Origin of the sequence: Immundisolibacter cernigliae, assembly GCF_001697225.1 — a bacterium.
Classification (GTDB): Bacteria; Pseudomonadota; Gammaproteobacteria; order Immundisolibacterales; family Immundisolibacteraceae; genus Immundisolibacter; species Immundisolibacter cernigliae.
The window spans coordinates 839,059-866,005 of sequence record NZ_CP014671.1 but is presented as its reverse complement, the minus strand read 5'-3'; the positions used below and the strand labels follow the sequence as shown (position 1 = coordinate 866,005).

Annotated in this window: 21 protein-coding genes and 1 pseudogene; 13 read left to right on the top strand and 9 right to left on the bottom strand. The window is 66.5% G+C overall.

Translation table 11 applies throughout. The features are described from left to right. Position 1 precedes the first annotated feature (1 nt). From PG2T_RS04045 to gstA, 4 genes are all read right to left on the bottom strand, one after another. On the bottom strand, positions 2-484 hold the full coding sequence (locus tag PG2T_RS04045) for a pyruvoyl-dependent arginine decarboxylase (protein ID WP_068802938.1): 483 nt from the start codon (positions 482-484) through the stop codon (positions 2-4). Positions 485-550: 66 nt separating this feature from the next. Beyond that, a complete protein-coding gene (locus tag PG2T_RS04040; protein ID WP_068802937.1) occupies positions 551-1,198 on the bottom strand; it encodes an SPOR domain-containing protein in 648 nt (215 codons plus the stop codon). Next, the gene (gene argS, locus PG2T_RS04035; RefSeq protein WP_068802936.1) at positions 1,198-2,958 is read right to left on the bottom strand and encodes an arginine--tRNA ligase; all 1,761 of its coding nucleotides are present in this window, start codon (positions 2,956-2,958) and stop codon (positions 1,198-1,200) included. The genes PG2T_RS04040 and argS overlap by 1 nt, the downstream gene beginning before the upstream one ends. Before the next feature lie 163 nt (positions 2,959-3,121). Further along, on the bottom strand, positions 3,122-3,730 hold the full coding sequence (gene gstA / locus PG2T_RS04030) for a glutathione transferase GstA (protein WP_068802935.1): 609 nt from the start codon (positions 3,728-3,730) through the stop codon (positions 3,122-3,124). A gap of 188 nt (positions 3,731-3,918) precedes the next feature. Between gstA and PG2T_RS04025 the strand changes: the two genes are divergently transcribed. Next, positions 3,919-4,755: an NAD(P)H-binding protein gene (locus tag PG2T_RS04025; RefSeq protein ID WP_068802934.1), complete on the top strand. Its 837-nt coding sequence runs from the start codon at positions 3,919-3,921 to the stop codon at positions 4,753-4,755. Here PG2T_RS04025 and PG2T_RS04020 read toward each other — a convergent pair. Together PG2T_RS04020 and PG2T_RS04015 are read right to left on the bottom strand one after the other, a co-directional pair. Beyond that, complete coding sequence (locus PG2T_RS04020; protein WP_068802933.1) at positions 4,734-5,792, bottom strand: glycosyltransferase family 4 protein; 1,059 nt, start codon at positions 5,790-5,792, stop codon at positions 4,734-4,736. The genes PG2T_RS04025 and PG2T_RS04020 overlap by 22 nt on opposite strands. Further along, positions 5,789-6,589 (bottom strand): UDP-2,3-diacylglucosamine diphosphatase, encoded by an 801-nt coding sequence (locus PG2T_RS04015; RefSeq protein WP_068802932.1) that lies wholly within the window; start codon positions 6,587-6,589, stop codon positions 5,789-5,791. The genes PG2T_RS04020 and PG2T_RS04015 overlap by 4 nt, the downstream gene beginning before the upstream one ends. Before the next feature lie 142 nt (positions 6,590-6,731). Between PG2T_RS04015 and mazG the strand changes: the two genes are divergently transcribed. Beyond that, positions 6,732-7,514 (top strand): nucleoside triphosphate pyrophosphohydrolase, encoded by a 783-nt coding sequence (mazG, locus tag PG2T_RS04010; protein ID WP_068807707.1) that lies wholly within the window; start codon positions 6,732-6,734, stop codon positions 7,512-7,514. Positions 7,515-7,524: 10 nt separating this feature from the next. On the opposite strand, the gene paaI is transcribed toward mazG, so the two are convergent. Continuing rightward, on the bottom strand, positions 7,525-7,974 hold the full coding sequence (gene paaI, locus PG2T_RS04005) for a hydroxyphenylacetyl-CoA thioesterase PaaI (protein WP_145930989.1): 450 nt from the start codon (positions 7,972-7,974) through the stop codon (positions 7,525-7,527). Here paaI and nfi point away from each other — a divergent pair. From nfi to PG2T_RS03990, 3 genes are all read left to right on the top strand, one after another. After that, positions 7,973-8,656 carry a deoxyribonuclease V gene (gene nfi, locus PG2T_RS04000; protein ID WP_068802931.1) on the top strand — a complete coding sequence of 228 codons (684 nt, stop codon included), beginning with the start codon at positions 7,973-7,975 and terminating at the stop codon, positions 8,654-8,656. The two genes, paaI and nfi, sit on opposite strands and share 2 nt — an antisense overlap. Before the next feature lie 94 nt (positions 8,657-8,750). Beyond that, complete coding sequence (locus PG2T_RS03995; protein WP_075968133.1) at positions 8,751-9,101, top strand: PilZ domain-containing protein; 351 nt, start codon at positions 8,751-8,753, stop codon at positions 9,099-9,101. A gap of 39 nt (positions 9,102-9,140) precedes the next feature. Further along, a complete protein-coding gene (locus PG2T_RS03990; RefSeq protein ID WP_068802929.1) occupies positions 9,141-11,312 on the top strand; it encodes a DUF1631 family protein in 2,172 nt (723 codons plus the stop codon). A gap of 71 nt (positions 11,313-11,383) precedes the next feature. Here PG2T_RS03990 and PG2T_RS03985 read toward each other — a convergent pair whose 3' ends face one another. Next, positions 11,384-12,535, bottom strand: a complete 1,152-nt coding sequence (locus tag PG2T_RS03985) for a CaiB/BaiF CoA transferase family protein (protein ID WP_068802928.1) — start codon at positions 12,533-12,535, stop codon at positions 11,384-11,386. Positions 12,536-12,861: 326 nt separating this feature from the next. Here PG2T_RS03985 and PG2T_RS03980 point away from each other — a divergent pair, with 326 nt between their 5' ends. The 4 genes from PG2T_RS03980 (at position 12,862) to PG2T_RS15980 (ending at position 22,390) form a co-directional block, all read left to right on the top strand. After that, entirely contained in the window at positions 12,862-14,430 is a 1,569-nt protein-coding gene (locus PG2T_RS03980) for a class I adenylate-forming enzyme family protein (RefSeq protein ID WP_158513143.1), read from the top strand. Between the two features lie 285 nt (positions 14,431-14,715). Next, positions 14,716-16,071: an alanine/glycine:cation symporter family protein gene (locus tag PG2T_RS03975; RefSeq protein ID WP_068802926.1), complete on the top strand. Its 1,356-nt coding sequence runs from the start codon at positions 14,716-14,718 to the stop codon at positions 16,069-16,071. 1,070 nt (positions 16,072-17,141) lie between these two features. Beyond that, complete coding sequence (locus PG2T_RS03970; RefSeq protein ID WP_068802925.1) at positions 17,142-21,995, top strand: RHS repeat-associated core domain-containing protein; 4,854 nt, start codon at positions 17,142-17,144, stop codon at positions 21,993-21,995. After that, the gene (locus PG2T_RS15980) at positions 21,992-22,390 is read left to right on the top strand and encodes a hypothetical protein (RefSeq protein WP_145930988.1); all 399 of its coding nucleotides are present in this window, start codon (positions 21,992-21,994) and stop codon (positions 22,388-22,390) included. Before PG2T_RS03970 ends, PG2T_RS15980 begins: the two co-directional genes overlap by 4 nt. Here the strand turns inward: PG2T_RS15980 and PG2T_RS16935 are convergent. Continuing rightward, a pseudogene (locus PG2T_RS16935) lies at positions 22,354-22,533 on the bottom strand (hypothetical protein); the annotation flags it as partial. The gene PG2T_RS15980 and the pseudogene PG2T_RS16935 sit on opposite strands and share 37 nt — an antisense overlap. Positions 22,534-22,578: 45 nt before the next feature. Between PG2T_RS16935 and PG2T_RS03965 the strand changes: the two are divergent. The 4 genes from PG2T_RS03965 (at position 22,579) to PG2T_RS17095 (ending at position 26,940) form a co-directional block, all read left to right on the top strand. Then, positions 22,579-24,627: an RHS repeat-associated core domain-containing protein gene (locus tag PG2T_RS03965; protein ID WP_068802924.1), complete on the top strand. Its 2,049-nt coding sequence runs from the start codon at positions 22,579-22,581 to the stop codon at positions 24,625-24,627. 309 nt (positions 24,628-24,936) lie between these two features. After that, entirely contained in the window at positions 24,937-25,962 is a 1,026-nt protein-coding gene (locus PG2T_RS03960; RefSeq protein WP_068802923.1) for an IS30 family transposase, read from the top strand. Between the two features lie 89 nt (positions 25,963-26,051). Beyond that, a complete protein-coding gene (locus tag PG2T_RS16930; RefSeq protein WP_083214749.1) occupies positions 26,052-26,456 on the top strand; it encodes a hypothetical protein in 405 nt (134 codons plus the stop codon). Between the two features lie 7 nt (positions 26,457-26,463). Continuing rightward, positions 26,464-26,940 (top strand): YbbD-related protein, encoded by a 477-nt coding sequence (locus PG2T_RS17095; RefSeq protein WP_472382574.1) that lies wholly within the window; start codon positions 26,464-26,466, stop codon positions 26,938-26,940. The last annotated feature ends 7 nt before the right edge of the window (positions 26,941-26,947 follow it).

Here is a 26,947-nt window from a genome sequence, read left to right as displayed (position 1 = left end):
CTCAGGCCTCGTGGTGCCACAGCACGACGGCGGCGAACACGCAGCCGATCTTCTCCACCTGCATGTCGACGGCCAGCGATTTCAATTCGCGGATTTCCCAGCCGCGCATCTTCATGCCTTCCTCGGCCATGCGCCGCACCACGCGCTCGGCGTCCTCGCGGTGGCCGTGGGAGTGGTATTCCATGATCAGGCCCGGCTTGGCCGGGTCATGCGTCCAGGCTGCGGCCACGGCGGCGCAGATCATCGAGCCGGGGATGTCCGATTCCATGGCCGCATAGGCGATCGGCACCAGTGCGCCAGGCGGCAGGCGCATGTCGGCCACGGCCACTTCGCGCGTGGCCGGCGGCACGATGGACGACATCTTGACCAGGTTGGTATTGCCGACGCCGGCGTCGAGCAGCGCGCCGTCGAAGGCGTTCAGCGGCGTGAAGCCCTCGCTGCGGCCGGACACGAAGGCGTGCAGGGTGGGGGTCTGGGTAATCATGGCGGCGAGGGTCTCCGGGGCGGGTCGAAACGGTTAACGATAAGGGGACGATGTGGCGGCTGCGTTTCAGGGCGCACGCAGTTCCAGCAGCATGGTGTTGATCTTGGCGCCGTGCAGCTGGCGCTGGGCGGCGTCTGCCTCGGTGCGCGACGCGAACGGTCCGACCCGAATGCGGTGCCAGGTCTCGCCGTTGATGTTGACCGGCTGCACCTGCGCCACCATGCCCTGAAGGGCGAGGCTCGCACGCAGGCGCTCGGCGTCGGCACCGTTGCGCGACGAGCCGGCCTGCAGGATGTAGCGCCCGCCGGTGCTGGCGGGCGGTGTTGCCGGCGGCAGTGCCTGTGGCGCAGGCAGGGCCTGCCTGGGCGCACCCGCGGCGCCCGGCGCGACCGTTCCCTGAATGGGCGGCGGCGGGGTTTGCAGCGCCGGTGGCACGCTGGCCTGACGTGCCTCCCCGGATGGCTGGTCGGGCACCGGCACTTCGAGTTCCGGCAGGATGGTGTAGAACTCGAACTTCGGCTTGGGGCCGCTGACGGTCTTGGCGGCATCGGCCGCCTTGGGGGTGGCGTCGGCTATGGCCGCCGGGTCCGGGCTGAGCACCGAAAAATAGACAACCGCCGCCGCCAGGCCGCCACTGGCCAGCCCCGTGAAAAAGCCCCGCGCCCAGACGGCGCCGGCTCCGGCGCGCTGCGCGCCGCGTCGCTTGGTGGCCATTACATCTGCTCCGGGGCGGATACGCCCAGCACGCGCAGGCCGTTCCTGAGCACCTGACGCACGGCCAGCACCAGCGCCAGGCGCGCGTTGCGCAGGTCGGCGTCGTCCACCAGGAAGGGATGGTTGTTGTAGTAGGCATGAAACAGTCCGGCCAGCTCGCGCAGGTAGTAGGCGATCTGGTGCGGCTCATGGGCCAGGGCGGCGCTTTCGATCAGTTCCGGGTAACGGGCCAGCGCGGCGGCCAGATCCAGCTCCGGATGTTCGGCCAGCAGGGCCAGCGCCTCGGGCGCGGGTTGTTCGTACTTCAGGCCGCGCTCGGCGAGCTGGCGCAGCACCGCGCCGATGCGCGCATGCGCGTACTGCACATAGTAGACCGGGTTGTCGTTGCTGCTGGAGCGCGCCAGTTCGAGGTCGAAGTCCAGGTGCTGGTCGCACTTGCGCAGCACGTAGAAAAACCGCGCCGCGTCGCTGCCGACCTCGTCGCGCAGCTCGCGCAGGGTGACGAACTCGCCGCTGCGAGTGGACATGGAGACCTTCTCCAGACCGCGGTACAGCACCGCGAACTGCACCAGCAGCACGGTCAGCGGCGAGTCATCGCCGTGCAGGGCACGCAGGGACGCGCGGATGCGGTCCATGTAGCCGTGGTGGTCGGCGCCCCAGATGTCGATGATGCGGTCGAAGCCGCGGTTCAGTTTGTCCAGGTGATACGCGACATCGCTGGCGAAGTAGGTCGGCTCGCCGTTCTCGCGGATGACCACCCGGTCCTGGCGGTCGCCAAAGGCGGTGGCCCGAAACCACCAGGCGCCGTCCTTCTGGTACAGGTGATCCCCGGCACGCAGGGCCTGGATGGCGCGGTCCAGCGCGCCGCTGTCGACCAGGCTGCTCTCGCGAAACCAGCGATCGAAGCTGACGCCGAACGCACTCAGGTCGTCGTCGATGTCGGCCAGGATGGTGTCGCAGCCGTGGCGGTGCAGGCGGCCGTAATCGACACTGCCCAGCAGCAGCTTGGCGCGGGCGATCAGCGCGTCCAGATACTGGTCGACATCACCGCCCTGCGGGCCGTCCGGCGGCAGGCCATCCAGTACCTCGCTGGCGGTCCTGCGAAAACCGTCGGCGACATGCTGTTCGAGCGCGGCGGCGATGGCGCGCACGTAATCGCCGCGGTAGGCGCCGGCCGGGAAGGGCAGTTCCTGGCCCAGGAACTCCAGGTAGCGCAGCCAGACGCTGACGGCCAGGATGTCCATCTGGCGGCCGGCGTCGTTGACGTAGTACTCGCGCTCGACCTCGAAACCGGCCGTGCTCAGCAGGTTGGCGAGACTCGACCCGTACGCCGCGCCGCGGCCGTGGCCCACGTGCAGCGGGCCGGTCGGGTTGGCGGACACGAACTCCACCTGCACGCGCTGGCCGTTGCCGATCCGGCTTTGGCCATAGGCGTCACTGGCGGCCAGCACGTCCAGCAGCACGCCCAGTTGTGCGGTCGGCTGCAAATGAAAGTTGATGAAACCGGGACCGGCGATTTCCACGCGCAGGACGGCGTCCGTTGCCGGCAGGGCGGCGACGATGCGCTCGGCCAATGCCCGCGGCGCGGTGCGCGCAGCCTTGCCGAGCGTCATGGCGACGTTGCTGGCGAAATCACCATGAGCCTTGTCGCGGGCCCGCTCGATGTGCACCTTGTCGGGGGGCGACACGTCCGGCAGAACGCCGTCCTCGTGCAGCCGGGTCAGGGCCCGGGCGATAAGGGACTGGAGCAGTGAACGCAAAGCCGATTCCTGCGCGAATGGGTGGGGCGGGCGGGGGAGCAAAATTCTAGCAGGCTGCCGGGCCGCTCCCCGGCGTGGGTACGAGCCGGGTCTCGACAGGCCAAAAAAAACCGGCCCCGCCGTGACGGCAGGGCCGGTTCTCGCAGACCCTTCGGTCTTGCTGTCAGCCCATCAGGCCTTCGGCCTTCAGCGTCTCGAGTACGGCCGGGCGGGACATCACGCGCCCGGCATAGGCGCCGATGGCCGGCCACGGCGACAGGTCCAGCTTGGCGTACTGGCACCAGCCGAGCACGGTGCCGAAGTAGCAGTCGGCCACGGTGAAGGTGTCGCCGAGCAGGTATTGTTTGCCGGCCAGTTGCTGGTCCAGATACCCGAAACGCTTGCCGATCATGTCGATGGCGGCTTTCTTGGCCTCATCGGTGGAGGCCGGGTTGAACAGCGGGCCGAAGCTCTTGTGCAGCTCGGTGGCGATGAAGTTCAGCGTCTCCATCAGACGGTAGCGCTCCAGGGTTCCGGCGGCCGGCGCCAGGCCGCTGGCCGGCTTCTGGTCGGCGATGTACTGCAGCAGCACGCCGACCTCGGTCAGCACCTGGCCGTTGTCCAGCTGCAGGGCCGGCACGTAGCCTTTCGGGTTGATGGTGGTGAAATCGGCGCCGGTTTCGGTCTTCTTGCCCATCAGGTCGACCTTTTCCAGGTCGAAGCTCAGGCCGGCTTCGCGCAGGGCGATGTGCGGGGCCATGGAACAGGCACCAGGGGTGTAGTAAAGCTTCATGGAAGACTCCTCGGGTCGTGTGTTCCTGGTCGCGGACCGACCGCCGGGGGTCGGGCGACAGGCTGGCAAGTGGGGTGTGCACGCAAGCTGCCGGTTCGGACCAACGGTTTGTGTGTCGAAGTAGATTAACCCAGCGGCGTGACACCTGCGTTGCCGACCGGCTCGCGTAAATCCGACAGAGGCACTGAATGGACAGCCGCCAAATACCCCGCACGGTGCTGATCGCCGGCTGTGGCGATCTGGGTGGCCGGCTGGCGCGCCTGCTGCTTGAGCAGGGCCGGCAGGTCATCGGCCTGCGGCGGCAGGCGCGGGCACTGCCACAGCGGGTACAGGCTCTGGCGGCTGACCTTGCGGTCGGCGTGCCGCGTTTGCCGAGAGTCGATCAGGTCGTGTTCTGCGCCGCCCCGGACAGCGGCGATGCCGCTGCCTACGGCGCTGTCTATGAAACGGCCTGGGGCAATCTACTGGCCGCCTTGTGCGCCGCTGAAACGCCGCCGCAGCGTGTGCTGCTGATTACCAGCACACGGCCGTATGCGCAGCAGGACGGCAATTGGGTGGACGAGGACTCGCCCGTCAGCGCCCATGACGCGCAGACGGCCAGTCTGCTGCGCGCCGAATGCATGCTGCGCGACAGCGGCCTGCCCGGACTGGTGCTGCGCCCGGCCGGGCTGTACGGCGCGGGGGAAGGGCCGCTGCTGCGCAGCCTGCGCGAGGGACGGGCGCGCTGTGCATGCGGGCCGCCGCGCTGGAGCAACCGCATGCACCGTGACGATGCCGCCCGCGCCATCGTGCACCTGCTGGGACTGGCCGATCCGGCGCCGCTGTACCTGGGTGTGGACTGTGAACCCACGGACCAGGCCGAGTTGCTGCGTGAACTGGCTGCCTGGATCGGCGTGCCGGCGCCCGAGTCCGCGCCGCCGCCGCCCGCAGCCAACCGCCGTTGTCGCAATGCGCGTCTGTTGGCCAGCGGGTTTCGCTTTGAATACCCGAGCTGGCGCGAGGGCTATCGGGCCGTGCTTGGCTGATCAGGACCGGCGTAGGGCGCGGCAGCAGGCGTGGCCGGTTGTCTCAATGGCGCCAGGTTGGTCAGGAACTGCAGCGTGGCGTTGCGCCACGAATACGCCTTGGCGTGCGCCACGCAGGCGACCGGGTCCAGGCGCAGGGCTTGCCGGACGGCGCGGCCCAAATCCTCATGCAGCACCCCGGTCACGTCGGGCAGCACCACGTCCTTCGGACCGGTGACCGGGAAGGCCGCCACCGGCACGCCGCAGGCCATCGCCTCGAGCAGCACCAGGCCAAAGGTGTCGGTGCGGCTGGGGAACACGAACACGTCCGCCGCCGCCAGGTGCTGCGCCAGCTCCTCGCCATGCTTGAAGCCGGTGAAGCGCACCGTCGGGTAGCGCTCGCGCAGGCCGGCCAGCGCCGGCCCGTCGCCGACCACGAACTTGCTGCCCGGCAGGTCCAGCGCCAGGAAGGCGTCGAGGTTCTTCTCGACCGCCACCCGGCCGACGTACATGGCGATCGGTCGCGGCGCGAGCAGGAAATTCTTGTCCTGCGGCCTGAACAGCGTGGTGTCCACGCCGCGGCTCCAGCGCACCAGGTGCTCGAAGCCGTGCTCCTCCAGCAGGGTCTGCTGGGAAGCGGTGGCGACCATGGTGCGCGCGGCCGGGGCATGAAAGCGGCGCACCGCAGCGTAGGTCCAGCGCGCCGGAATCGGCGTGCGCAGCGCCAGGTATTCCGGAAACTGCGTGTGGTAGGCGGTGGTGAAATCCAGGCCACGGTTCAGGCAGTAACGCCGTGCCGTCTGGCCGAGCGGACCTTCGGTGGCGATGTGGATGGCATCCGGCGCCAGTCCGTCCAGCAGCTGCGCCAGCCGCCGGCCCGGCAACAGCGCCAGGCGGATCGACCGGTAGCCGGGGCAGGGCAGGGTGCGAAAGCGGTTCGGCCCGATCACCTCCACCGTATGGCCGAGTGCCGTGAGTTCCTCGCAGGTGCGTTTGAGGGTGGTGACGACGCCGTTGATCTGCGGTTCCCAGGCGTCGCTGACCAGCACGATCCTCATGCCGCGAGCGCCGGCACGGCGGCTTCGGCCTTCAGTGCGTGCTGTTGATCCGACCAGTGCAGCAGTTCGATCTTGCCGTCGCCGTGCTCGACCAGGGCGGTGCAGCTCTCCACCCAGTCGCCGCAGTTCAGGTACAGCACGCCGCCGGCGACGCTGATCTCGGCGCGGTGGATGTGCCCGCACACGACCCCGTCGACGCCGTGTTTGCGGGCCGCCAGCGCCACCGCGGACTCGAAGTTGGAGATGAAATTGACGGCGTTTTTCACCTTGTGCTTCAGGTGCCCGGCCAGCGACCAGTAGGGCAGGCCAAACTTGGTGCGCACGAAGTTGACCAGCCGGTTGGCGCGCAGCAGCAGGGCGTAGGCCTGGCTGCCGGCCAGCGCGAGCAGGCGGCTGCACTGCACCACGCTGTCGAACTCGTCGCCGTGCATCACCAGCAGGCGGCGGCCGTCGGCGGTTTCGTGGATGGCCCGGCTGCGGATGCTGAGGTTGCCCATCTGCAGGCCGTCGTGCTCGCGCAGCAGCTCGTCGTGGTTGCCCGGCACGTAGATGACCTCGGTGCCGTGCTTGGCCTTGCCGAGCAGGGTTCGGACCACGTTGTTGTGCGCCTGCGGCCAGTACAGGCCGCGGCGCATGTTCCAGAAGTCGATGATGTCGCCGACCAGGTACAGCCGGTCGCAGGTGACCTGATGCAGGAAATCCAGCAGGAAGTCTGCCCGGCAGCCCCGGAAACCCAGATGGACATCGGAAATCCATACCGTGCGGTAGTGCCGGGGCTGGCGTTTTGCTGGCGACATTCAGGTACCCCCTGGATGAAATTGCGGCCAGTTTGAAGATGGTTTGTTGCAGATTTATTAACGTGCTGTTTTTGAAATGTAATATTTTCACAGGCCTGAATCGGGCTGACGCCTGTCGTCGCCCGCCCCGATAATGCCCGCCATGCAACACACCCGCCGTCTGCTCGAACTCATGGCCCGCCTGCGTCACCCGCAGGAAGGCTGTCCCTGGGATCTGCGCCAGGATTTCGCCAGCGTCGCGCCCTACACGCTGGAGGAAGCCTACGAGGTGGCCGACGCCATCGCGCGCGAGGACTTCGACGATCTGCGCCTGGAACTGGGCGACCTGCTGCTGCAAGTGGTGTTCCACGCGCAAATGGCGCAGGAGGCCGGCTTGTTCGATTTCGAGGACGTCGCGGCCGGCATCTGCGACAAGCTGCTGCGTCGCCATCCGCACGTGTTCGCGGGTGCGGTGTTCAACACGGACGCCGAGCGCTCGGCCGCCTGGGAAGCGGCCAAGGCTGCCGAACGCGCCGAGCGGGCGCCGCAGGGCGGTGTGCTGGCCGGCGTGGCGCTGGCCCTGCCGGCGCTGCAGCGCGCGCAAAAGCTGCAGCAGCGGGCGGCGCGGGTCGGGTTCGACTGGCCGGACCTGGCGCCGGTGCTGGATAAGCTGGACGAGGAACTGGCCGAGGTGCGCGATGCCCTGGCGCAGGGCGACCGCGACGCCGTGGCCGATGAACTGGGCGATTTGCTGTTCGTGATGGCCAACCTGGCGCGGCACCTGAAGGTGGACGCCGAGGACGCGCTGCGCCGCGGCAATGCCAAGTTCGAGCGCCGCTTCGCCTATATCGAAGATGCACTGCGCGACGCCGGCCGGCAGGCCGAGGACTGCACACTCGCCGAGCTGGATGCGCTGTGGGACGCCGCCAAGGCGCAGGGACTGTAAGGCGTGCCGCTCAGGGCGGGGCGTCGTCGATCACCGGCGTCCCAGGCCGGCTGCGCGACAGACCCCGAAACAGGGCGATCGTGTCGCCATCCTCAGCGCACACGGTGACGTCATAAACGCCGCTGCGCGGGCGACGCGTGACTTCCCTGGCAGTAGCGGTCAGCTGCTCGCCGGCACGCGCCGGGCGCAGGAAATCGATGCTGCAATGCTGGGCGACGGTCAGCTCGTTGCCGCTGTTGCAGGCGTAGGCGAAGGCGGTGTCGGCCAGGCTGAAGATGAAGCCGCCGTGGCAGATGCCGTGGCCGTTGAGCATCGCATCCTGGACGGTCATGGTCAGCACCGCCTGCCCGGGGCCACAGTGCTGAACCACGATGCCCAGGTGCCGGGCGGCGGTGTCGCGGGCGTAGAGCGCGCGTGAAACAGCCGCGGCCAGCGCAGATGGGGTTTCAGGCTCGGACATGGTGAGCGAGGATAGCATCGGCATTGCGACCGACCTGCCCTGGCCGCAAACCCCCGCGCAGGCCATTGCACTGCAGCGCGAGCTGGCCGGCCGCGTCCTGCGGGTGGACGATGTCGGCAGCGTGCGGCGGGTGGCTGGCGTGGACGTCGGTTTTCCGGGCGGCGGCCAGATCGCCCGGGCGGCCGTGGCGGTGTTGTCGTTCCCGGACCTGCGGCCGGTCGAGCAGGCGGTGGCCGAGCTGCCGGTTGCGTTTCCGTATGTTCCCGGCCTGTTGTCGTTTCGCGAGCTGCCGGCGGTCCTCGCGGCGCTGGCGGGTCTGGCCGAGCTGCCGGACCTGCTGCTGGTGGACGGCCAGGGCCTGGCGCACCCACGCCGCTTCGGCATTGCCTGCCATCTGGGTGTGCTGACCGGGCTGCCAACCATCGGCGTGGCCAAGACCCGCCTGGTCGGTGCGCATGACCCGGTGCCTGACCGGCGCGGTGCCTGGGTGCCGCTGCACGATCGCGGCGAGGTGATCGGCGCGGTGCTGCGCAGCCGGGTCGGCGTAAGGCCGATCTATGTCTCGGTGGGACATCGGTTGAGTCTGGAGCGAGCGGTCGAATGGGTCATGGCATGCACCGGTCGCTATCGTTTGCCACAGACCACGCGTGCAGCCCATGCGCTTGCGTCGACGGGCGCGTAAAGTTTTGCTGCCACGTTCCGATACGCAGACCATGCGGCAGGAGCGGTGTAGGATTCTCATGACATCTTCGATCAGACTGATCTCAGGCGGAAACATGTCCGAGTCGGAAGAGGCCGATCGACGAACCAACCGGCGTCGATCACGTGACGAGCGGCTATTGGTGCAGATCGTCAGTGCCGTTGGCGCCCCCGAGCTTGCCGGAGCCACCCTGCCGTCGCGCACCTGCGATGTCTCGGCCGGTGGTCTTGGTTTGTGGCTGGACCGCGAGCTGGCGCCCGGCGTGCGGCTCGAGTTGTGGGTCAATGTGAGCGGCTTGCCCGGCAAGTTCTTCCTGTGCGGGGAGGTGCGCTGGTCGCGGCCGGTGGTGCCCGACTACCTGCACGGGATTCAGCTGATGCCGGTACCGGGCGACGATCTGGCGCGTTGGCAGCGCTGTTTCGAATGAGTCTCGTGCCGTGAAGCGCGTTTCACTGCGACCTGGCGTATGAGTTCCCGCAATTCGACCACGACCGGCGGCGGCGCGGGCGACGACGATGTGTCTGTGCTTGCCGCGGCGCGCGACGCCTTCCTGGCGGCCGTGCAGGCTGCTTTTGCGGCCATGCTCGGCAAACTCGACGATGCCCTGTTCGGGCTGGCGCAGTCGGCCGACGACGATCTGGAGCGGGGCAATTACTTCGACGCCATCCGCGAACTTCGCCTTGGCCGGGACACCGTCCAGAGCCGCTTCACAGACCGCTTGCTCGCCTGCTGGCAGGGCCTGGAGCGTGGCGATGGCCCTGCGCAGCGCCAGCTGAGCGGGCAGGATCGCAGCGAGGTCATCGCGTTGACCGCCGCCGTGAGGCGGGCCGAAACCGAATGCGCCGACGCGCTGCGCGAAGTTCGCGACGGTCTGGCGCTTGCCGCGGGCGTGCCGGACGGCGACGAGATCATCGGACCGCGTCAGGTGTTCGCCGCGTTTGAGTCCGCGAGTCGGGACACGCCAGCGGATCCCGCCGTGCGGCTGGTGGTGCTGAAGTTCTTCGAGCGCCACGTGGGCGTGGCCCTGCCCGCGATCTACCGCGCCCTGGCGAGCGCCCTGATGACGCCTGCGTTGAGTGCGACCCGCGGCTTGCCAGCCACCCTGAGCGACCTGCCGCCGCTGCAGGCGCAGCCGGCGGATATGGATCAGGGTTCGCCCGAGTTTGACCTGAACGACCTGATTCAGCGCGCGCTGGCGGGCAACGGTGAGACCGCCAAGGGCGGTGAGGCGATGAAGCTGCTGGCCACCCTGCAGCAGCACGATCAGCCGGGCAGCCGCAGTCGGTCGGCTTCGATCGATCTTGCTCGTTTCGCCACTCGGCCGGCCGATGCCGCGGGTGTCGGCGGGGATCTGTCGCAGCAGATGGTGCTGGACATGGTGGCGCTGCTGTTCGACGGATTGTTCACCGACAGTGCGGTGCCGGTGTCGGCGCGCCTGCAGATTGCCCGGCTGCAGATCCCGTTCCTGCGCCTGGCGCTGCGCGATCGCGCCGTGCTGGCACGCCGCTCGCATCTTGGCCGGCGCTTTTTCGATCAGTTGATCGCCGTCACCCGCGGCTGGCAGGAGCCGCCGACGGTGCCGCAGCAGGAACTGCTCGGAGCGCTGATCGACAGCGTCGGCGAAGCCTGCATGGACGATCACAGGGCATTCGCCGCCGCCGCCGAAACCGGTCTGGCGGACTTGCGTACGTTGTCCCTGCCATCCCCGGATCCGGCACAAACCGCGCAGTCGCATCGCAAGCTGTTGGCGACCCGGGCCGAGAAGGAACTGGCCGAGCGGCGGCACCAGGTCGGGCGCCTGCCGGACCCGGTGGACGCATTCCTGCGCACGCACTGGAAGCAGTATCTGGTGGACTGTCTGGAGCGCCACGGCGCCGACGCTTCGCCCTGGCAGCAAGCATTGGCCACGCTGGACGCGCTGCTGTGGAGTCTTGGCCCCAAGGAAGGCTCCGCGCAGCAGCGCCTCGCCGAACTGCGTCCGCGCATGTTGCGTCGGCTGCGCCAGGGCATGGACCAGGTTGGCGTGTCGATGTTCGAGCAGGAGGCGTTCCTGGACACGCTGGACCAGATTCTGGATCGCGCCCAGGCCGGGCAGCCGGTGTGGGACTGGCAGGAAGAATCCGCGATTGACGAATTGCTCGGCGCCCACGTTCAGGACCCGCCGCCGGCCAGTGGCGTGAGCGTCGTCGATCTGGGTGCGCCGGTGCCGTCGGTCCGCCTGGTGGCGGCCGCTGAACCGGCACCCAGGGCGCCGGGTGCAACGCCTGACACCGCGGGGCAGGATGTTGTGGCGCCTGGTTCCGAAGCGCCGGCACGGGAAGAAGTGGTGAGCCTGGAAGACCTCGCTGAGGAGCTGGAAGCCGACGATGTCGTCCCGCTGGCCCTGCCCGGCCAGGGCGACGGCGAGCCGGCGCAGCCCGCGGACGATGCGCCGGCCGGCGACGATGCGCGGCTGGAGGCCGCGGACGAGCGTGCAGGCCTTGTAGACGAGCCCAAAACGCCGGCCGCAGCCGAATCGGAACCAACGCCTGACGCGACCGGCGCTGGCAGTCTGGAGGCCCTGTTGCGCCGGCGCGGCCTGACGTCCGTCACGCACGTGGAAGAGGTGGAAATCACCGAGCGGGGCGCGCGCGGCTGATTGCCGCTAACGGCCCCCTGCCCCGGGTGGGTGTCGGCCAACCGTCCGGATGCCGATGGCTGCGCCTTGAATCAATCTTTGGTCTGCGCGGCCGAAACGGCGCCAGTCGCCTTCAGCCGCGCAATCTGCGCCGCCTCAAAACCCCAGTCCGCGAGAACCTGATCGGTGTCCGCCCCGACCGGACGCGGGCCGTGTTTGAGTTCCGGCCGGGTGCGGCTGAAGCGCGGCGCCGGCGCCGGGTGCAGCATGCCGTCGACCTCGATGAAGCTCTCGCGGGCCACGTTGTGCGGATGGTGGGGTGCCTCGGCCAGTGACAGCACCGGCGCGAAGCAGGCGTCGCCGCCTTCAAGCAGCTTCGACCACTGATCGCGGGTTCGGGTCTTGAAGATGCGCGCCAGCTCGGCTTTCAGTTGCGGCCAGGCCCTGGCGTCGTGCTGGTTCTTGAACAGCTGCGGATCGGCGCCGGTTTCCCGCACCAGCGTGGCGTAGAACTGCGGCTCCATGGCACCGACCGACACCCATTTGCCGTCGGCGGTCTCGTAGGTGTTGTAGTAGTGCGAGGCGCCGTCGAGCATGTTGCTGCCGCGTTCGTCCTTCCACATTCCGGCCTGGTGCATGGCGTAGAACATGCCCATCAGCACGGCGCTGCCCTCGACCATGGAGCAGTCGATGACTTGCCCCAGGCCGGATTTTTGCGCCTCCAGCAGGCCGCAGACCATGCCGAAGGCCAGGAACATGCCGCCGCCGCCGAAATCGCCGATCAGGTTCAGCGGCGGGATCGGCTTGCCGCCTTTCTCGCCGATGGCGTGCAGCGCGCCGGCCAGGGCGATGTAGTTGATGTCGTGCCCGGCGGCCTGCGCCATCGGGCCGTCCTGGCCCCAGCCGGTCATGCGGCCATAGATCAGCTTCTTGTTGTGGGCCAGGCATGTGTCCGGCCCCAGGCCCAGGCGCTCCATCACGCCGGGGCGAAAGCCCTCCAGCAGGGCGTCGGCCTGTTCGACCAGCCGCAGCACGGTGGCGACGCCGTCCGGGTGCTTCAGGTCCACGGCGATCGATTTGCGGTTTCGCCCCAGCAGGTCGGCCTTGGCGCCGCTGAACATGTTGCCGCCGGGCCGGTCGATGCGGATCACTTCCGCGCCCATGTCGGCCAGCATCATGGCGCACAGCGGGCCCGGCCCCAGGCCGACCATTTCGATGACTTTGATGCCTTGCAGCGGTCCCATGCCTTGCTCCCGGGGTGTCGATGTGCGTTCGTGCGCCGCGTCAAGTGATGCCGGCGGCCATGATGCGCTGGTCGCCCGCGCCGATGGCGGTGCCGACGAGTGCCAGGTCGATGTACCAATGCTCGCGACGGAATTCGTCCCGCGCCATCAGTCCCCTCGCTGGTGTGTCGTTCCGGTGCTTGGCACGTCGCCCCGAGCCGGCATCACGACGGGCCTTTCGCGCCCGTCATCGAATCGGCGCCGGTTGACGCTCACCGCCTGCATGCGCAAGATTCATGCTAAACGAACGGTTGGGCGAATGGAAATTCGCCATCCCGGGAGGCGCGATGGCGACACGTGATGTGACCGCACGGGACATGCTGCACCGTGCGGCGGACTGGTTCCCGCAGGGCGAGCGGGTGGTGGACGGCCTGTTTCGCTATACCTACCCGCGGCTGCGCGAGCAAGTGCTGCGCTGCGCCGCGCTGTACCACCAGTTGGGCGTGCGCAAGGGCGATCGCGTTGCCCTGATGACGGTCGGCTCCGTGCAGCATGTGGTGGCGCTGTTTGGCGCCATCGAGCTGGGGGCGATCCCGGCGGCGCTGCACGTGCGAGAGTCGGTCGGCACGCTCAGCGGCGTACTGGAACAGCTCTCGCCGCGGGTACTGGTTTACGACGGTGCCTTTGCCGGCGTGGCCGACGAGCTGCGGCAACGCAAGCGGCTGGTGACCGGCTTTGTGCGCATCGTGTCGCCGCACACGCCGCCGGAGCAGCTGACTGCCGGCAGCGATCCGGTCCTGCCGCGCGATCTGGAAGGCTATCGCCTCGACTTCGAGCCGATGGAGATCCACGAGCACGACACGGCCATCATCGCCCTGTCGTCGGGTACCACTGGTCTGCCCAAGGGTGTGATGCACAGCAACCGCACGCTCATGGAAGGCGCCCGCGGGGGCAGCTATCTGTGGCGCATGATGCCGTCCGACGCCATGTGCAACATGATGTCGACGGCGTTCATCGGCTGGTACAACGTGACCCTGCCGGTGATCAACGCCGGCGCCAAGGTGGTGTTCATGCCGCACTGGGACGCGCAGGGCTTCCTGCAGGCGGTGCAGGACGAGCGCTGCACGCATGCCTTTCTGGCCCCGACCATGTGGCGCATGCTGCTGCGCCACGGCCTGGAAGGCTACGATCTGTCGTTGATCACGTCGGCCGGCTTTGCCGGCGAGCCGATGGACACGGCCACGCTGCGCGAGATCAAGGCGCGCATCTCGCCCAACATCTTCAACATCTACGGCAGTACCGAGTCCGGCTCCTGCTCGGCCGGCACGGTGATGTTCCCGCACGACCTGGAGGACGAGTCGCGCATCGACAGCGTCGGGCGGCCGATGCTCAACGGCGACATCCGCATCATCAAGCCCGGTGGCAGCGCCGACGACGTGCTGCCGCCGGGCGAGGAGGGCGAGGTGCTGATCCGCGGCCCGTCGGTGGCGGTCGGTTTCTGGTATCGGCCGGAGCTGGCGCGCAAGGTGTTCGAGGGCCCGTGGTGGCATTCCGGCGACATGGGCATGATCGACGCCGACCGCTACCTGTACCTGCGCGGGCGGATCGACGACATGATCATTTCCGGCGGCATCAACATCCTGCCCAGCGTCGTCGAGGACGCTGTCATGCGCCATCCGGCGGTCAGCGAGGCGGCGGTGATCGGCGTCCCGGATGCGCGCTGGGGTCAGCGCGTGGTGGCCTGTGTGGTGCGGCGCGGCGCGGTCACCGAGCAGGATCTCGACGCCTTCGTGCACGAAACGGACCTTGCGTCCTATGCCCGCCCGCGCGAGTACCGCTTCATGGACGAACTGCCCAAGGGCAACACCGGCAAGGTCAGCCGCAAGGGACTGCGCGCGCTGCTGGCCGGCGACTGAGGGTCGGCAAGCAGACCCGAGCATCATGCGCTGCTGGGGTCCTGCGCCGACTCCGGCGACCACCGCGTGGGCCGAGGGAACCGGCGAAGCCGCCTACTTTCCCAGTAGACCGGAATGCGCCGTCGGAATCCGTGGCTGCAAGCTGCTGATTCGCTGGGCGATGGGAAAACTGTGGGAGCCCGGCTGTGCTGGGCGATTGCGCGTCTGCCGGCCCGATTCTTGCGGCAAACTGCCCGCCGCCCGGACAGCGGGTGCGCGATTTTTCCGGGCCAACACGAGCGCGAAATGCACTACCTGAACGAATTTTTCACCGCCCTGAACGGCATCGTCTGGGGCGTACCGATGATCGTGTTGATCCTGGGCACGGGCCTGTATCTGCAGCTGCGGCTTGGCTTCATGCCGATCTTCAAGATCGGTTACGGATTTCGCATGGTGTGGAAAAGCCGCCAACCGGGCGCCGCCGGCGAGGGCGAGATTTCGCCTTTCGCGGCGCTGATGACGGCCCTGTCGGCAACCATCGGCACCGGCAACATTGCCGGCGTGGCCACGGCCATCGCCGTCGGCGGGCCGGGGGCGCTGTTCTGGATGTGGATGACGGCCCTGGTCGGCATGGCCACCAAATACGCCGAGGTCGTGCTGGCGGTGAAATACCGCGAGGTGGACGCCAACGGCGAACACGCCGGCGGCCCCATGTACGCCATCAAGAACGGGCTTGGCAAACGCTGGCGCTGGCTGGGCACGTCCTTTGCGATTTTCGGCGGCCTGGCGGGGTTTGGCATCGGCAACATGGTGCAGGCCAACGGCATCTCCAGCGCGATGCACAACGCCTTCGGCATCCAGACCTGGGTGACCGGCGTCGCTTTGGCTGTGATTACGGGGGCCGTGTTGCTGGGCGGCATCAGGCGCATCGGGCGTGTCGCCGAATACCTGGTGCCGTTCATGTGCCTGCTGTACATGGGCTGCGTGGGGGTGGTGCTCTATGTGTTCGCCGACCGCATTCCGGGCGCCTTCGCCATCATCTTCACGCAGGCCTTCAATCCGACTGCGGCCACCGGCGGCTTTCTGGGTTCCACGGTCATCATGGCGATCCAGAAAGGCGTGGCGCGCGGCATCTTCTCCAATGAAGCCGGCCTGGGCACGGCCGGCATCGCGCAGGCTGCAGGTGCCACCAGCAACCCGGTCTATTCCGGCCTGATCGGCATGATGGGCACCTTCATCGACACCCTCATCGTGTGCACCATGACCGGCCTGGCGATCATGGTCAGCGGTGTCTGGACCTCCGGCGAAACCGGTGCGGTTCTGAGTTCCGCCGCCTTCGAGGCCGGGATGCCGGGCATCGGCAAATACCTGTTGGCGGTAACGCTGTCCCTGTTCGCCTTCACCACCATCCTTGGCTGGAGTTATTACGGCGAGAAATGCTGGGAATACCTGGTCGGCACGGTGTCCGAGAAGCCGTTTCGGATTCTATGGACCGTGATGGTGTTCTTCGGGGCGGTGCTCAGCCTGGACTTCGCCTGGCTGGTGGCCGACACCCTGAACGCCCTGATGGCGATTCCCAATTTGATCTCGATACTGCTGCTCAGCCCGGTGATCGTCGGGCTGACGCGCGAGTACTTCGCGGCCGAGCGCGCGTCGGGCTGATCGGCAAGGCGCGGTTTGCCGTACGGGTAACCTTGGGCCCGGCAACTTCCGACCACCGACCGGCTGGTTCTGGCCACTGGCTAGCAGACTCGTCGATACCAAAAACGATCCGGCCGACAACCTGACCAACCAGGCCCCGATCCACGACGCCGCCGGCAACCCGGCTGCCGACGCGCAGTGGACCTACCGCCACGATGCACAAACCGCCTGGTCACCGTCGTCGCCTGGCTGCCCAACACGCTCACCTGCCGCTTTCGCTACGACGGCCGGCGCCGGCGGATTCTGGAAAGCGACGGCGCCACCGGCACTGAAACCTGCCTGCCGTGGCGCGGTGAGGCTCTGCCAGCGGCGCAGGAAACGCGCGTATTCGGCCTTGCGGACCGGCGCGATCGCGCGTTTCCAGGCTGTAGCGGCGAATGCGCGCCAGAAGGCTGCGCTCGCACCCGTTTTTTTCATTTGTTTCTTTCGGCGTTCCCGGCGTGTAGCGCCAGCGCCGGAATGAGCCTTCGACCTCGAGTGCCAGCAGCGCCCGAAGGCTATTGCCGGCGAGGGGCTCCGGACAACGCTGGAGCCGGCGTGGTCCGTGCTGACTGCGGGCGGGCTGCAGGTCGAATCGCACGTCGTGGTGGGCGAGGTGGCCGCAAGGGTCGCCGAATTCGCTGCCGGCCACGCTGCACGCGATCGTGATGGCACTCGCGGTCTGGGCCGACGTCGGCGGTGCGCTGCTGGGCTCCGTGGCCAGAGGAGCGCTGCATCTGACCGATCCGCCGGTGCTGCGGATGCAGTAGCCACTCCGGCGGGCCGAGAACGTTGCTCTCGGGAAGCTGGTCAGGTTCCCGGGGCGGTACGCAGCGAGTGTCCAAAAAGACACATAACTGTAATAAATTCCCTATATATACAGCGTTGAACCTGGCCTGTCGGGCGTCATGTCTCGGCGCGTCATGTGGTAGCAGGGAGGATGGGCTATGGAACAGCGGTTGCGGGCGACGGCTGGGGGGCGCGGCGACACGGCGTGGCGGCGGACGTGGCTGTTTGGGCTGATGTTCGCACTGGCGGGAGCAGGTTCCGCCATGGCGGCCGACCGCGCCGTGCCTTCCCTCGCCGACCGCCGAATATCCGGCTTTGCCGAGCTGCTGCTGCCCAGCGGTCCGACCACGGCAGCCGACGATGCGGACCTGAGCACCGCGCTCGACGCCTACGCGCGCCAGGCGCAACCGGAAAACCTCAGCGCCCTGGAAGGTTACCTGGCCACCCACCCCAACTCCCCCTGGCGGGTGGCGCTGCTCACCAATCTGGGGCTGACCTACTACCACCACGGCTATTTCTCGCGCGCCATCGACGCCTGGGAGCAAGCCTGGGCGCAGGGCCGGGCGGTCACCGATCCGGCCATCCGGCCGCTGATCGATCGGGCGGTTGGCGAGCTGATCCGCATGCACGCTCGGCTGGGCCATGCCGACCGTCTGGAAGAGCTGTTCGAGGAGGTCGGCGGGCGCGCCCTGACCGGTCCGGCCACCGAAGCCCTGGCCGGCGCCAAAGAGGGCCTGTGGCAGATGCGCAACAACCCCGGCGTCGCCTACCTGTGCGGGCCGATGGCGCTGAAGAACCTGCTGCTGGCGCAGGGTGCCGAGGCCCAGCGGGTGGCCTTTCTGGACGCCTACCGCTCGCCGCAGGGCGGCGTCACGCTGGCGCAGGTGGCGCGCCTGGCCGACAAGGCCGATCTGAAATACCGCTTGGTCAAGCGCCAGCCGGGCGAGCCCATCCCCATCCCCTCCATCGTGCACTGGAAGGTCACGCACTTTGCCGCCATCGTCGGTGAGGAGGGCGGCCGCCTGCACCTGAAGGACCCCACCTTCGGCACCGACCTGCGGATCAGCCGCCGGGCGCTGGACGCCGAGGCCAGCGGCTATTTTCTGGTGCCGAAAGAGACCGCCGCCGGCCAGCCCTGGCGGCCGGTGAGCCTGGCCGAGGCCAAGACCCCGCGCGGCATGGGCTACACCAGCAGCAGCGAGCCGGGTGCCACCACTCCCAAGGACGAGACCGAGTGTCCCAAGACCTGCAACGACAAGGGCACTGCGCCGGGCTTGGTCCAGTACGACGTGCACGGCATGGTGGTGAGCCTGAACCTGCGCGACACGCCGGTCGGCTACCGGCCGGCGCGCGGGCCGTCGGCCGAGGTCACCTTCACCTACAACCAGCGCGAGGCCTACCAGCCGGCCACCTTCGGCTACTTCAACCTCGGTCCGAAGTGGACCCTGAACTGGCTGTCGTACATCCAGGACGACCCGGCAGTGCCCGGCGCCAGCGTGCTGCGCGCCGTGGCTGGTGGCGGGGCGGTGCTGTACGGCGGCTACAGCGCCGCCACCGGCGCGTTCACGGCCGAAACGCGCGACGCCGCGCAACTGGTGCGCCTGGTCGCGCAGGGCGGCGCCGTCAGCTACGAGCGTCGCCTGGCCGACGGCAGCGTGGAGGTTTACGCCCAGTCGAGCGGCGCCAGCGCCTACCCGCGCCGGCTGTTCCTGAGCCAGCTCATCGACCCGGCCGGCAACGCCGTCACCCTGGCCTACGACAGTCAGCTACGTCTGACTACACTCACCGACGCCACCGGCCGGGTCACCACCTTCGACTACGAACTCGCTGCCAAGCCACTCCTGCTGACGCGCGTCACCGACCCGTTTGGCCGCAGCGCGCAGCTCACCTACGACGCCAGCGGCCGCCTGGTCAGTATCACCGACGTCCTGGGCCTGGTGTCGAGCTTCACCTACGACGCCGGCAGCTTCATCACCGCCCTGACCACGCCGTATGGGACCACGCAGTTTGTAGCCGCCCAAAGCGGGACGTATCGCAGTCTTGAAATTACCGATCCGTTGGGGGCAAAAGAGGTGGTGGTTTATCGTCACGACACGCCGGGCGTGCCATTTTCCGAATCAGTGGTGCCCAGCGGTTTGACCGTATCCGTGTACAACGCCTATATCAACGAGCGCAACACTGCCTACTGGAACAAGCATGCCCAAGCGCTGTCGCCCGGGGACTACACCAAGGCGCGCATCAAGCACTGGACGCACTCTCCGGATGGCAGCAAGACTTGGTACACCCTGGAAAGCCTCAAACAGCCCCAGGAGCGGCGGGTATGGTTCTCGTATCCCGGCCAGGAATCGAATGCTTGGCACTCCAATGTCATGGCCGGCACCCTCGACTATCCCTCCGCTATCGCCCGCGTGCTGGACGACGGCAGCACCCAGCTGCACCGCTACGACTACAACGCCATGGGCAAGCCCCTACGCGCCGTCGACCCGGTCGGGCGCGAGACGCGCTACACCTACGCCGCCAACGGCATCGACCTGACGCGCGTCGCGCAGGTCACCCCCAGCGGCGAGCAGACGCTGGCCGAGATCACCTGGAACGCCCAGCACCGGCCGCTGACGGTGCGCGACGCCGCCGGCCAGGTCACCACCTACACCTACAACGCCGCCGGACAACTGCTCACGCGCACCAACCCGCTGGGCGAAGTCACCCGCTACGAGTACGACCCGCTCGGCCAGCTCACGCGCGAGGTGAACCCCGCCGGGACCACCGCATGGGCCTATACCTACGACGCCTTCGGCCGGGTGGCGAGCCGCACCGACTCCGAGGGCCACACCGTCACCTTCGCGTATGACGCCCTGGACCGGCTGACGCAGGTCACCTATCCCGACGGCACCAGCGAGACCTCCACCTACGACAAGCTGGACCTGGCCACCCGCACCAATCGCCTCGGCCGCGCCACCACCTACACCTACGACGCCGTGCGCAACCTGACTGCGGTTACCGACCCGGCCGGGCGTATCACCCGCTACGGCTACTACGCCGACGGAGTGCTCAAGACCCTGACCGACCCCAACGGCAACCTCACCACCTTCGAGCGCGACCTCCAGGGCCGGCCCACGGCGCGCGTGTATGCCGACGGCAGCCGCGAGACCTACGCCTACGAGCCGAGCACGGCACGCCTGAAATCCCGCACCGACCCGCTCGGCCAGCGCACCGATTACGCCTACGCGCGCGACGACCGCGTCAGCGCCGTCGATTACGCAAGCGCGCTCGAACCGACCGCGCCGCTGCGCTTCACCTACGACCCGTCATATCCGCGCCTGAGCCAGCGCATCGACGGCGACGGCACCACCGCCTACACCTACCACCCGGCCGGCAGCCCGGGCGCGCTGCGCCTGGCGCAGGAGGACGGTCCCTTCGCCAACGATACGCTGGCCTACACCTACGACGCGCTGGGCCGCGTACAGACCCGCACCGTCGATGCCGTCGCGGACACCTACGCCTACGACGTGCTCGGCCGTCTGGTCGGCCACGCCACGCCACTGGCCGAGTTCGCCTACGAGTATCTGGGCGCCACCGACCAGCGCACCCGCCGCAGCGTGGTCGGCAACGCCGTCGCCGCCTGTCCGGGAAGCGTGCGCAACGAGCACGCCGCCGAGCACAACACCTGCACCGGCATCGGCCACGCCTACGGCATCCAGCGCCGCAGCGCGGCCACGCTGGTCAGCACCTGGCAGTACGCCGACAACCTGCACGACCGCCGCCTGACCGGCATCGCGCACCCGGGCGCCGCCGCGGGCGCGGACCCGAGCACTCTGCCGCGCAGCTATGCCTACGTCACCGACGCCCAGAACCGCCTCCTGAGCCAGACCGAGTCGGTGGCCGGCACTGATACGCGCACCTGGCAGTACAGCTACGACCCGGCCGACCGCCTCACCCAGGCGCTGGCCAGCCCCGGCGGCGCGTACGCCTACGACCTCGACCCTGCCGACAACCTGCTCAGTATCCAGACCCCGGCCAGCAGTACCACCAGCACCGTCAACACCCTGAACCAGATCGTGCAGCACAGCGGCCAGCCGGTCATGCACGACGCCGCCGGCAACCTCACCGACGACGGCACGCGCACCTACGCCTGGGATGCCGAGCAACGCCTGGTGCGCATCGGCTATACCGGCACCGGCCGATTCAGCGAATTCCGCTACGATGCCTTCGGCCGGCGCACGGCGGTCATCGAAAGCGACGGCACCACCGCTACCGAAACACGCTACCTGTGGTGCGGCGAGCGCATCTGCCAGGCGCGCGACAGCGCCGACACGGTGACCCGCCGCTACTACGACGAGGGCGAGCTGGCCGTCAGCGCCACGGGTGACGTGGCCGCCTTCTACGCCGAGGATCACCTAGGCTCCATCCGCGACCTGCGCATGGGCGACGGCCAGGTGCTGGCGTCGTACGACTACGATCCGTACGGCGCCACCCACAGCAGCGAAACCGGCGGCGTGCGTGCGGACTACCGCTACGCCGGGTTGGTCAACCACGCCCCCAGCAGCCTGTACCTGGCGCACTACCGGGCGTACAGTGCCGACAATGGGCGGTGGATGTCCCGCGACCCGATCGGCGAGGCCGGTGGGGTGAATTTGTATGCGTATGTGGGGAATAGGCCGATTAGCCGAATTGATCCATTGGGCCTGACGTCAATTACGTTTGACACAGCGCGAGGGGTCGTTATCGTCGACCCGGAAGTCCAAGGGCGTGGCCCGTACAACATGCCGGCATCGTCAGGACGACCCAACTGCGAGTGCGATGTATCAACAAAAGACAGAGGTCCGATCCCCCGCGGCGACTACACGCTTTACACAAATCAGCTAACCAATCCTGGTTGGGCCGGCGACATCCTGCGAAACCTGCGCGGAGATTGGGGTGACTGGCGTGCGCCGTTAATACCCCAGCCGGGAACGAACACCTATGGTCGGTCAGGATTCTTCTTCCATGGTGGCCGCTACTCCGGATCGGCAGGGTGCATTGACATTGGCGGTGGCACGTTTGGAAATAGTCAAACTGACCAACTCTTGAAAGACATTCTGGGCGACCCCGATGGCCGAGTGCCGGTGGTCGTCAAATGATTGATCGGCGAACTCTGGCGGGCGCACTGATTGGTGCTATTAGTTGGGGTATTGGTTACTTCGGGACGAGGGCGCTTGCTGAGGGAATGAGTGCCGCATCGGCTTACGCCGTGCTCGTTGGCTGGTGGTTGACCGCGTATGTCTCATCAAGATTCGCCTTACCTTTCTTGGCTGTCGTCCCCTTGTCCGTTGTCTACTTAGCTTTATTCATTGCTGCCGTGCTCGGCGATCAATCTTGGTTCTATCGGGATGTGTCATCTTTGCCGCTGTCGTCGGTACTGGGGATCGGTTTAATACAAGCTATTTTCGTCAGTAGTCCTATATTGTTTGATGGATTTTTTCGGCAAGTCGTCCTTTTCTATTCACGACACTCAAAGCGCGCGAAACAATCGTGAGCACAGCTACGTTGTCGGTTACCTGCCCAGCAAGCGTAGCTTTCGCATCCCGGACGATTCACCACCCGTTTAAGAGACAATTGTGAGTGTGAGCGTTGCCATTGTTTCATCGCCTGTATTGGGCTGACATGGCCCAGCCCGCGGGCGGATTAGCAAAGCGTAATCCGTCGAATGGGTAACCCCGGCCCATGAACCTTTCGACCACCAACCCGGCCGGGCGCACCACCCGCTACGGCCACTACGCCGACGGAGTGCTCAAGACCCTGACCGACCCCAACGGCAACCTCACCACCTTCGAGCGCGACCTCCAGGGCCGGCCCACGGCGCGCGTGTATGCCGACGGCAGCCGCGAGACCTACGCCTACGAGCCGAGCACGGCACGCCTGAAATCCCGCACCGACCCGCTCGGCCAGCGCACCGATTACGCCTACGCGCGCGACGACCGCGTCAGCGCCGTCGATTACGCAAGCGCGCTCGAACCGACCGCGCCGCTGCGCTTCACCTACGACCCGTCATATCCGCGCCTGAGCCAGCGCATCGACGGCGACGGCACCACCGCCTACACCTACCACCCGGCCGGCAGCCCGGGCGCGCTGCGCCTGGCGCAGGAGGACGGTCCCTTCGCCAACGATACGCTGGCCTACACCTACGACGCGCTGGGCCGCGTACAGACCCGCACCGTCGATGCCGTCGCGGACACCTACGCCTACGACGTGCTCGGCCGTCTGGTCGGCCACGCCACGCCACTGGCCGAGTTCGCCTACGAGTATCTGGGCGCCACCGACCAGCGCACCCGCCGCAGCGTGGTCGGCAACGCCGTCGCCGCCTGTCCGGGAAGCGTGCGCAACGAGCACGCCGCCGAGCACAACACCTGCACCGGCATCGGCCACGCCTACGGCATCCAGCGCCGCAGCGCGGCCACGCTGGTCAGCACCTGGCAGTACGCCGACAACCTGCACGACCGCCGCCTGACCGGCATCGCGCACCTGGGCGGCGCCGCGGGCGCGGCCCCGAGTGCCCTGCCGCGCAGTTATGCCTACCTCACCGACCCCGAAAACCGCCTCCTGAGCCAGACCGAATCGGTGGCCGGCACTGATACGCGCACCTGGCAGTACCACTACGACCCGGCCGACCGCCTCACCCAGGCGCTGGCCAGCCCCGGCGGTACGTACGCCTACGATCTTGACGCCGCCGACAATCTGCTCGGCCAGCAGACCCCAACCGGCACGGCGAGCAGCACCTACAACACCCTGAACCAGATCGACCTGCGCAACGCCCAAGCCTTCGTCCACGCCGCCGCCGGCAACCTCACCGACGACGGCACGCGCACCTACGCCTACGACGCCGAGCAACGCCTGCTGCGCATCGGCTATACCGGCACCAGCCGATCCACCGAATTCCGCTACGACGCCTTCGGCCGGCGCACCGCGGTCATCGAAACCGATGACACCACCGCTACCGAAACACGCTACCTGTGGTGCGGCGAGCGCCTGTGCCAGGCGCGCGACAGTGCCGACACGGTGATCCGCCGCTACTACGACGAGGGCGAGCTGGCCGTGTCGGCCACGGGCGATGTGGCCACTTTCTACGCCGAGGACCACCTGGGCTCCATCCGCGACCTGCGCATGGGCGACGGCCAGGTGCTGGCGTCGTACGACTACGACCCGTACGGCGCGCCCATGCGCACCGACGAAACCGGCGGCGTCACTGCCGACTACCGCTACGCCGGGCTGGTCCACCACGCCCCCAGCGGGCTGTACTTGGCCAATTACCGGGGGTACAGTTCGGCTTACGGGCGGTGGGTGTCCCGGGATCCGATCGGGGAGGCGGGTGGGATTAATCTTTATGCGTACGTAGAAAATAATCCAATTAACTTCGTAGATGATCTGGGCCTTGTTAATGATCCGCCTCCTTGGTCTATATATTCGCCCGGCGGTGGCGGAGGCGCTAGACTGCCAGCGTCTCCAGGGCTCAAGGCGCCAAGCTTCCCGACACCGGTCACACGGCCACCTTATCCCGGAAGTAATCCGAAACAATGCCCTCCAGAATATGAATGGCGAGGAAAGTCAGGTGCTCAGCCTGGCAGTAAAGAGGGAAATTATTACAATCCAACTACCAAAGAAATTTTAAGGCCGGACTTAAGCCATGAGCCACCTATTGGGCCACACTGGGATTATCGAGATGCGACTGGAAAATGGTATAGGCTATTTCCAGATGGAACGACAGAGGCAAAATAGGATTAAGATCATGATGGACTGGAGGTTGCAGGGCCAGGAAAAATATCTGAAGGGTGTGAGCTTATATAGGAAGCTATATGAACCTTATCGCGCTGGCTGGGACCATGATCACTGCGAGTTCTGCGGAACGAAGCTATCTAGAACGGAAGAAGAAGCTCAGAGGGAAGGGTACGTAACTAGTGATAACTATCATTGGATATGTATTAACTGTTACGAAGATTTTAAGCATATTTTTGAATGGCGAGTTTCCGAATAGGGTGGCGGTTTCAAGTTTGAAGTGCAACACCTCACCCGGAGTAAGGTGTTGCCATGGAAAAACAACCCTCGTATACGCAGCTGCGGCCTGAAGAGCGGGTCGTCATTGCCGGCATGGCCCGGCTGAGGGCCAGTGTGCGGGCCATGGCCCGCACACTGGATCGCTCGCCCTCCACGATCAGCCGCGAGTTGGCCCGCAACCACTCGCCCGACACGGGCTACAGCAGTGAAGCCGCCCATGGGCTGCGCACCGCACGGCGGGCCGCCACCCGGCCACCGCGCAAGCTCAGTGCGCACTCCGTGTCCTGGGGCATCGTGCGCACCTTACTGGACTGGAAAGGGTTCCCGCAGCAGATTGCCGCTACCCTCAAACGCGTCTACCCCAACGAGGCGCAACGCCACGTGTCCCACGAAACGATCTACACCGCGATCTACGCCCAGCCGCGTGGCGAACTGCGCCGCCAGCTGATCGCCTGCCTGCGCCACGGTCGCAGCACGCGCCTGCCGCGCACGCGCGGCGCCGATCGGCGCGGCCGGATTCCTGCGATGGTCAGCATTCACGTGCGTCCGCCCGAGGTCAACGACCGGGTGATGCCCGGCCACTGGGAGGGCGACTTCATCAAGGGCGCGGGCAACCAATCTTCGGTGGGCGTCTTGGTCGAGCGCACCAGCCGCTTGGTGCTGTTGGCCAAGATGAGTGATGCTACGGCGGCCTCGGCACTGGCAGGCTTTTCTGCCAAGCTGAATTCGATCGCCGCACCGCTGCGCCAGAGCCTTACCTATGACCAGGGCAAGGAGATGGCCAGACACGCCGAGCTGGCCGCGCAGACGGGCGTGAAGGTCTACTTCTGCGACCCCCACAGCCCGTGGCAGCGCGGCACCTGCGAGAACACCAACGGGCTGCTGCGCCAATACTTGCCCAAGGGCACTGACCTGTCGATCCACACGCAAGCCGAACTCGATGCCATCGCCGACAGCCTCAAGACCCGACCCCGGGCGATTCACGACTGGCAAACGCCGCTGCAGGTCTTCGCGCAGACCCTGGCCAATGCTCATCAACCTTCACCCAGCCTTCATTGAAAACTGTGTTGCACTTCGGATTTGAGAACGCTAATCTATATGCGTATGTGGGGAATAGTCCGATTAATTATGTTGACCCCAATGGCCTAATGGGCAGCGGTACACCAGGATACCGTCCTCCGGCTCCAGGAACGTTTCCTGGAAACCCTGCTGCGGTCGCTGATTTTGTCCAAAGTTATGCCGACATGATGGATGCAACTTACGGCGTAGGTGGCAGTCATGCGGGCTGGACGAACCAAGATAAATATTTTCATTGTCGGGCCAATTGTGAAGCGGCTCAGAGAGGACCAAGCGGGAAGGCTACCGCCTGCCTGATGAGTGACACTCGAGAATGGTTCGACCAGAATATTCAAGGCGATCCACCGGGATATTCAGCTGCAGATCAGCTGGTCAACGTCTTTGGTCGAAATCAAGGAGCTTCAAATCCAAAGGGGGATTGTCGCTTGCTTTGTGCACCTTATCGCCCGGGTGGAAGTTTCCCTCCGCAATTTTGAGAAAAAAATGCGCCTCGGAACGATTGTTGGTATTTGTGTGACGGGATTCGTGTTTGTAACGATATTTATTCTATGCGTAATGGCTGCCAGTGAAACGAAGACATCTCAATACATCTCGTACAATGAGGCGAAAAAAGCTAACGCAATCGGCGAGGGAAAATGGCTGCCGATTTGGTTGCCGAATGACTCCTTCGAGATATCTGAGACTCATAACATCGACACTAACGAAACATGGTTGAGATTCCGGTCCGTGAAACCAATGGAAGGATTAGGTAAATGGTGTAAGGCAATCGCCAAAAATGATGTCAGGTTTCCAGCGAACGGCGACATAGCAAAGCGGTTGGATGTTCGTGAGGCCATAGAATGGATGCGATCAGACGTAGCGGTGGAATTCTATGTTTGCAATGACTTGGTGAACAGATACAGATTCCTTGTACTCAACTCTGCTCATCATATTGCATATAGCTGGATGTTATCCCAATAGCAAGCCC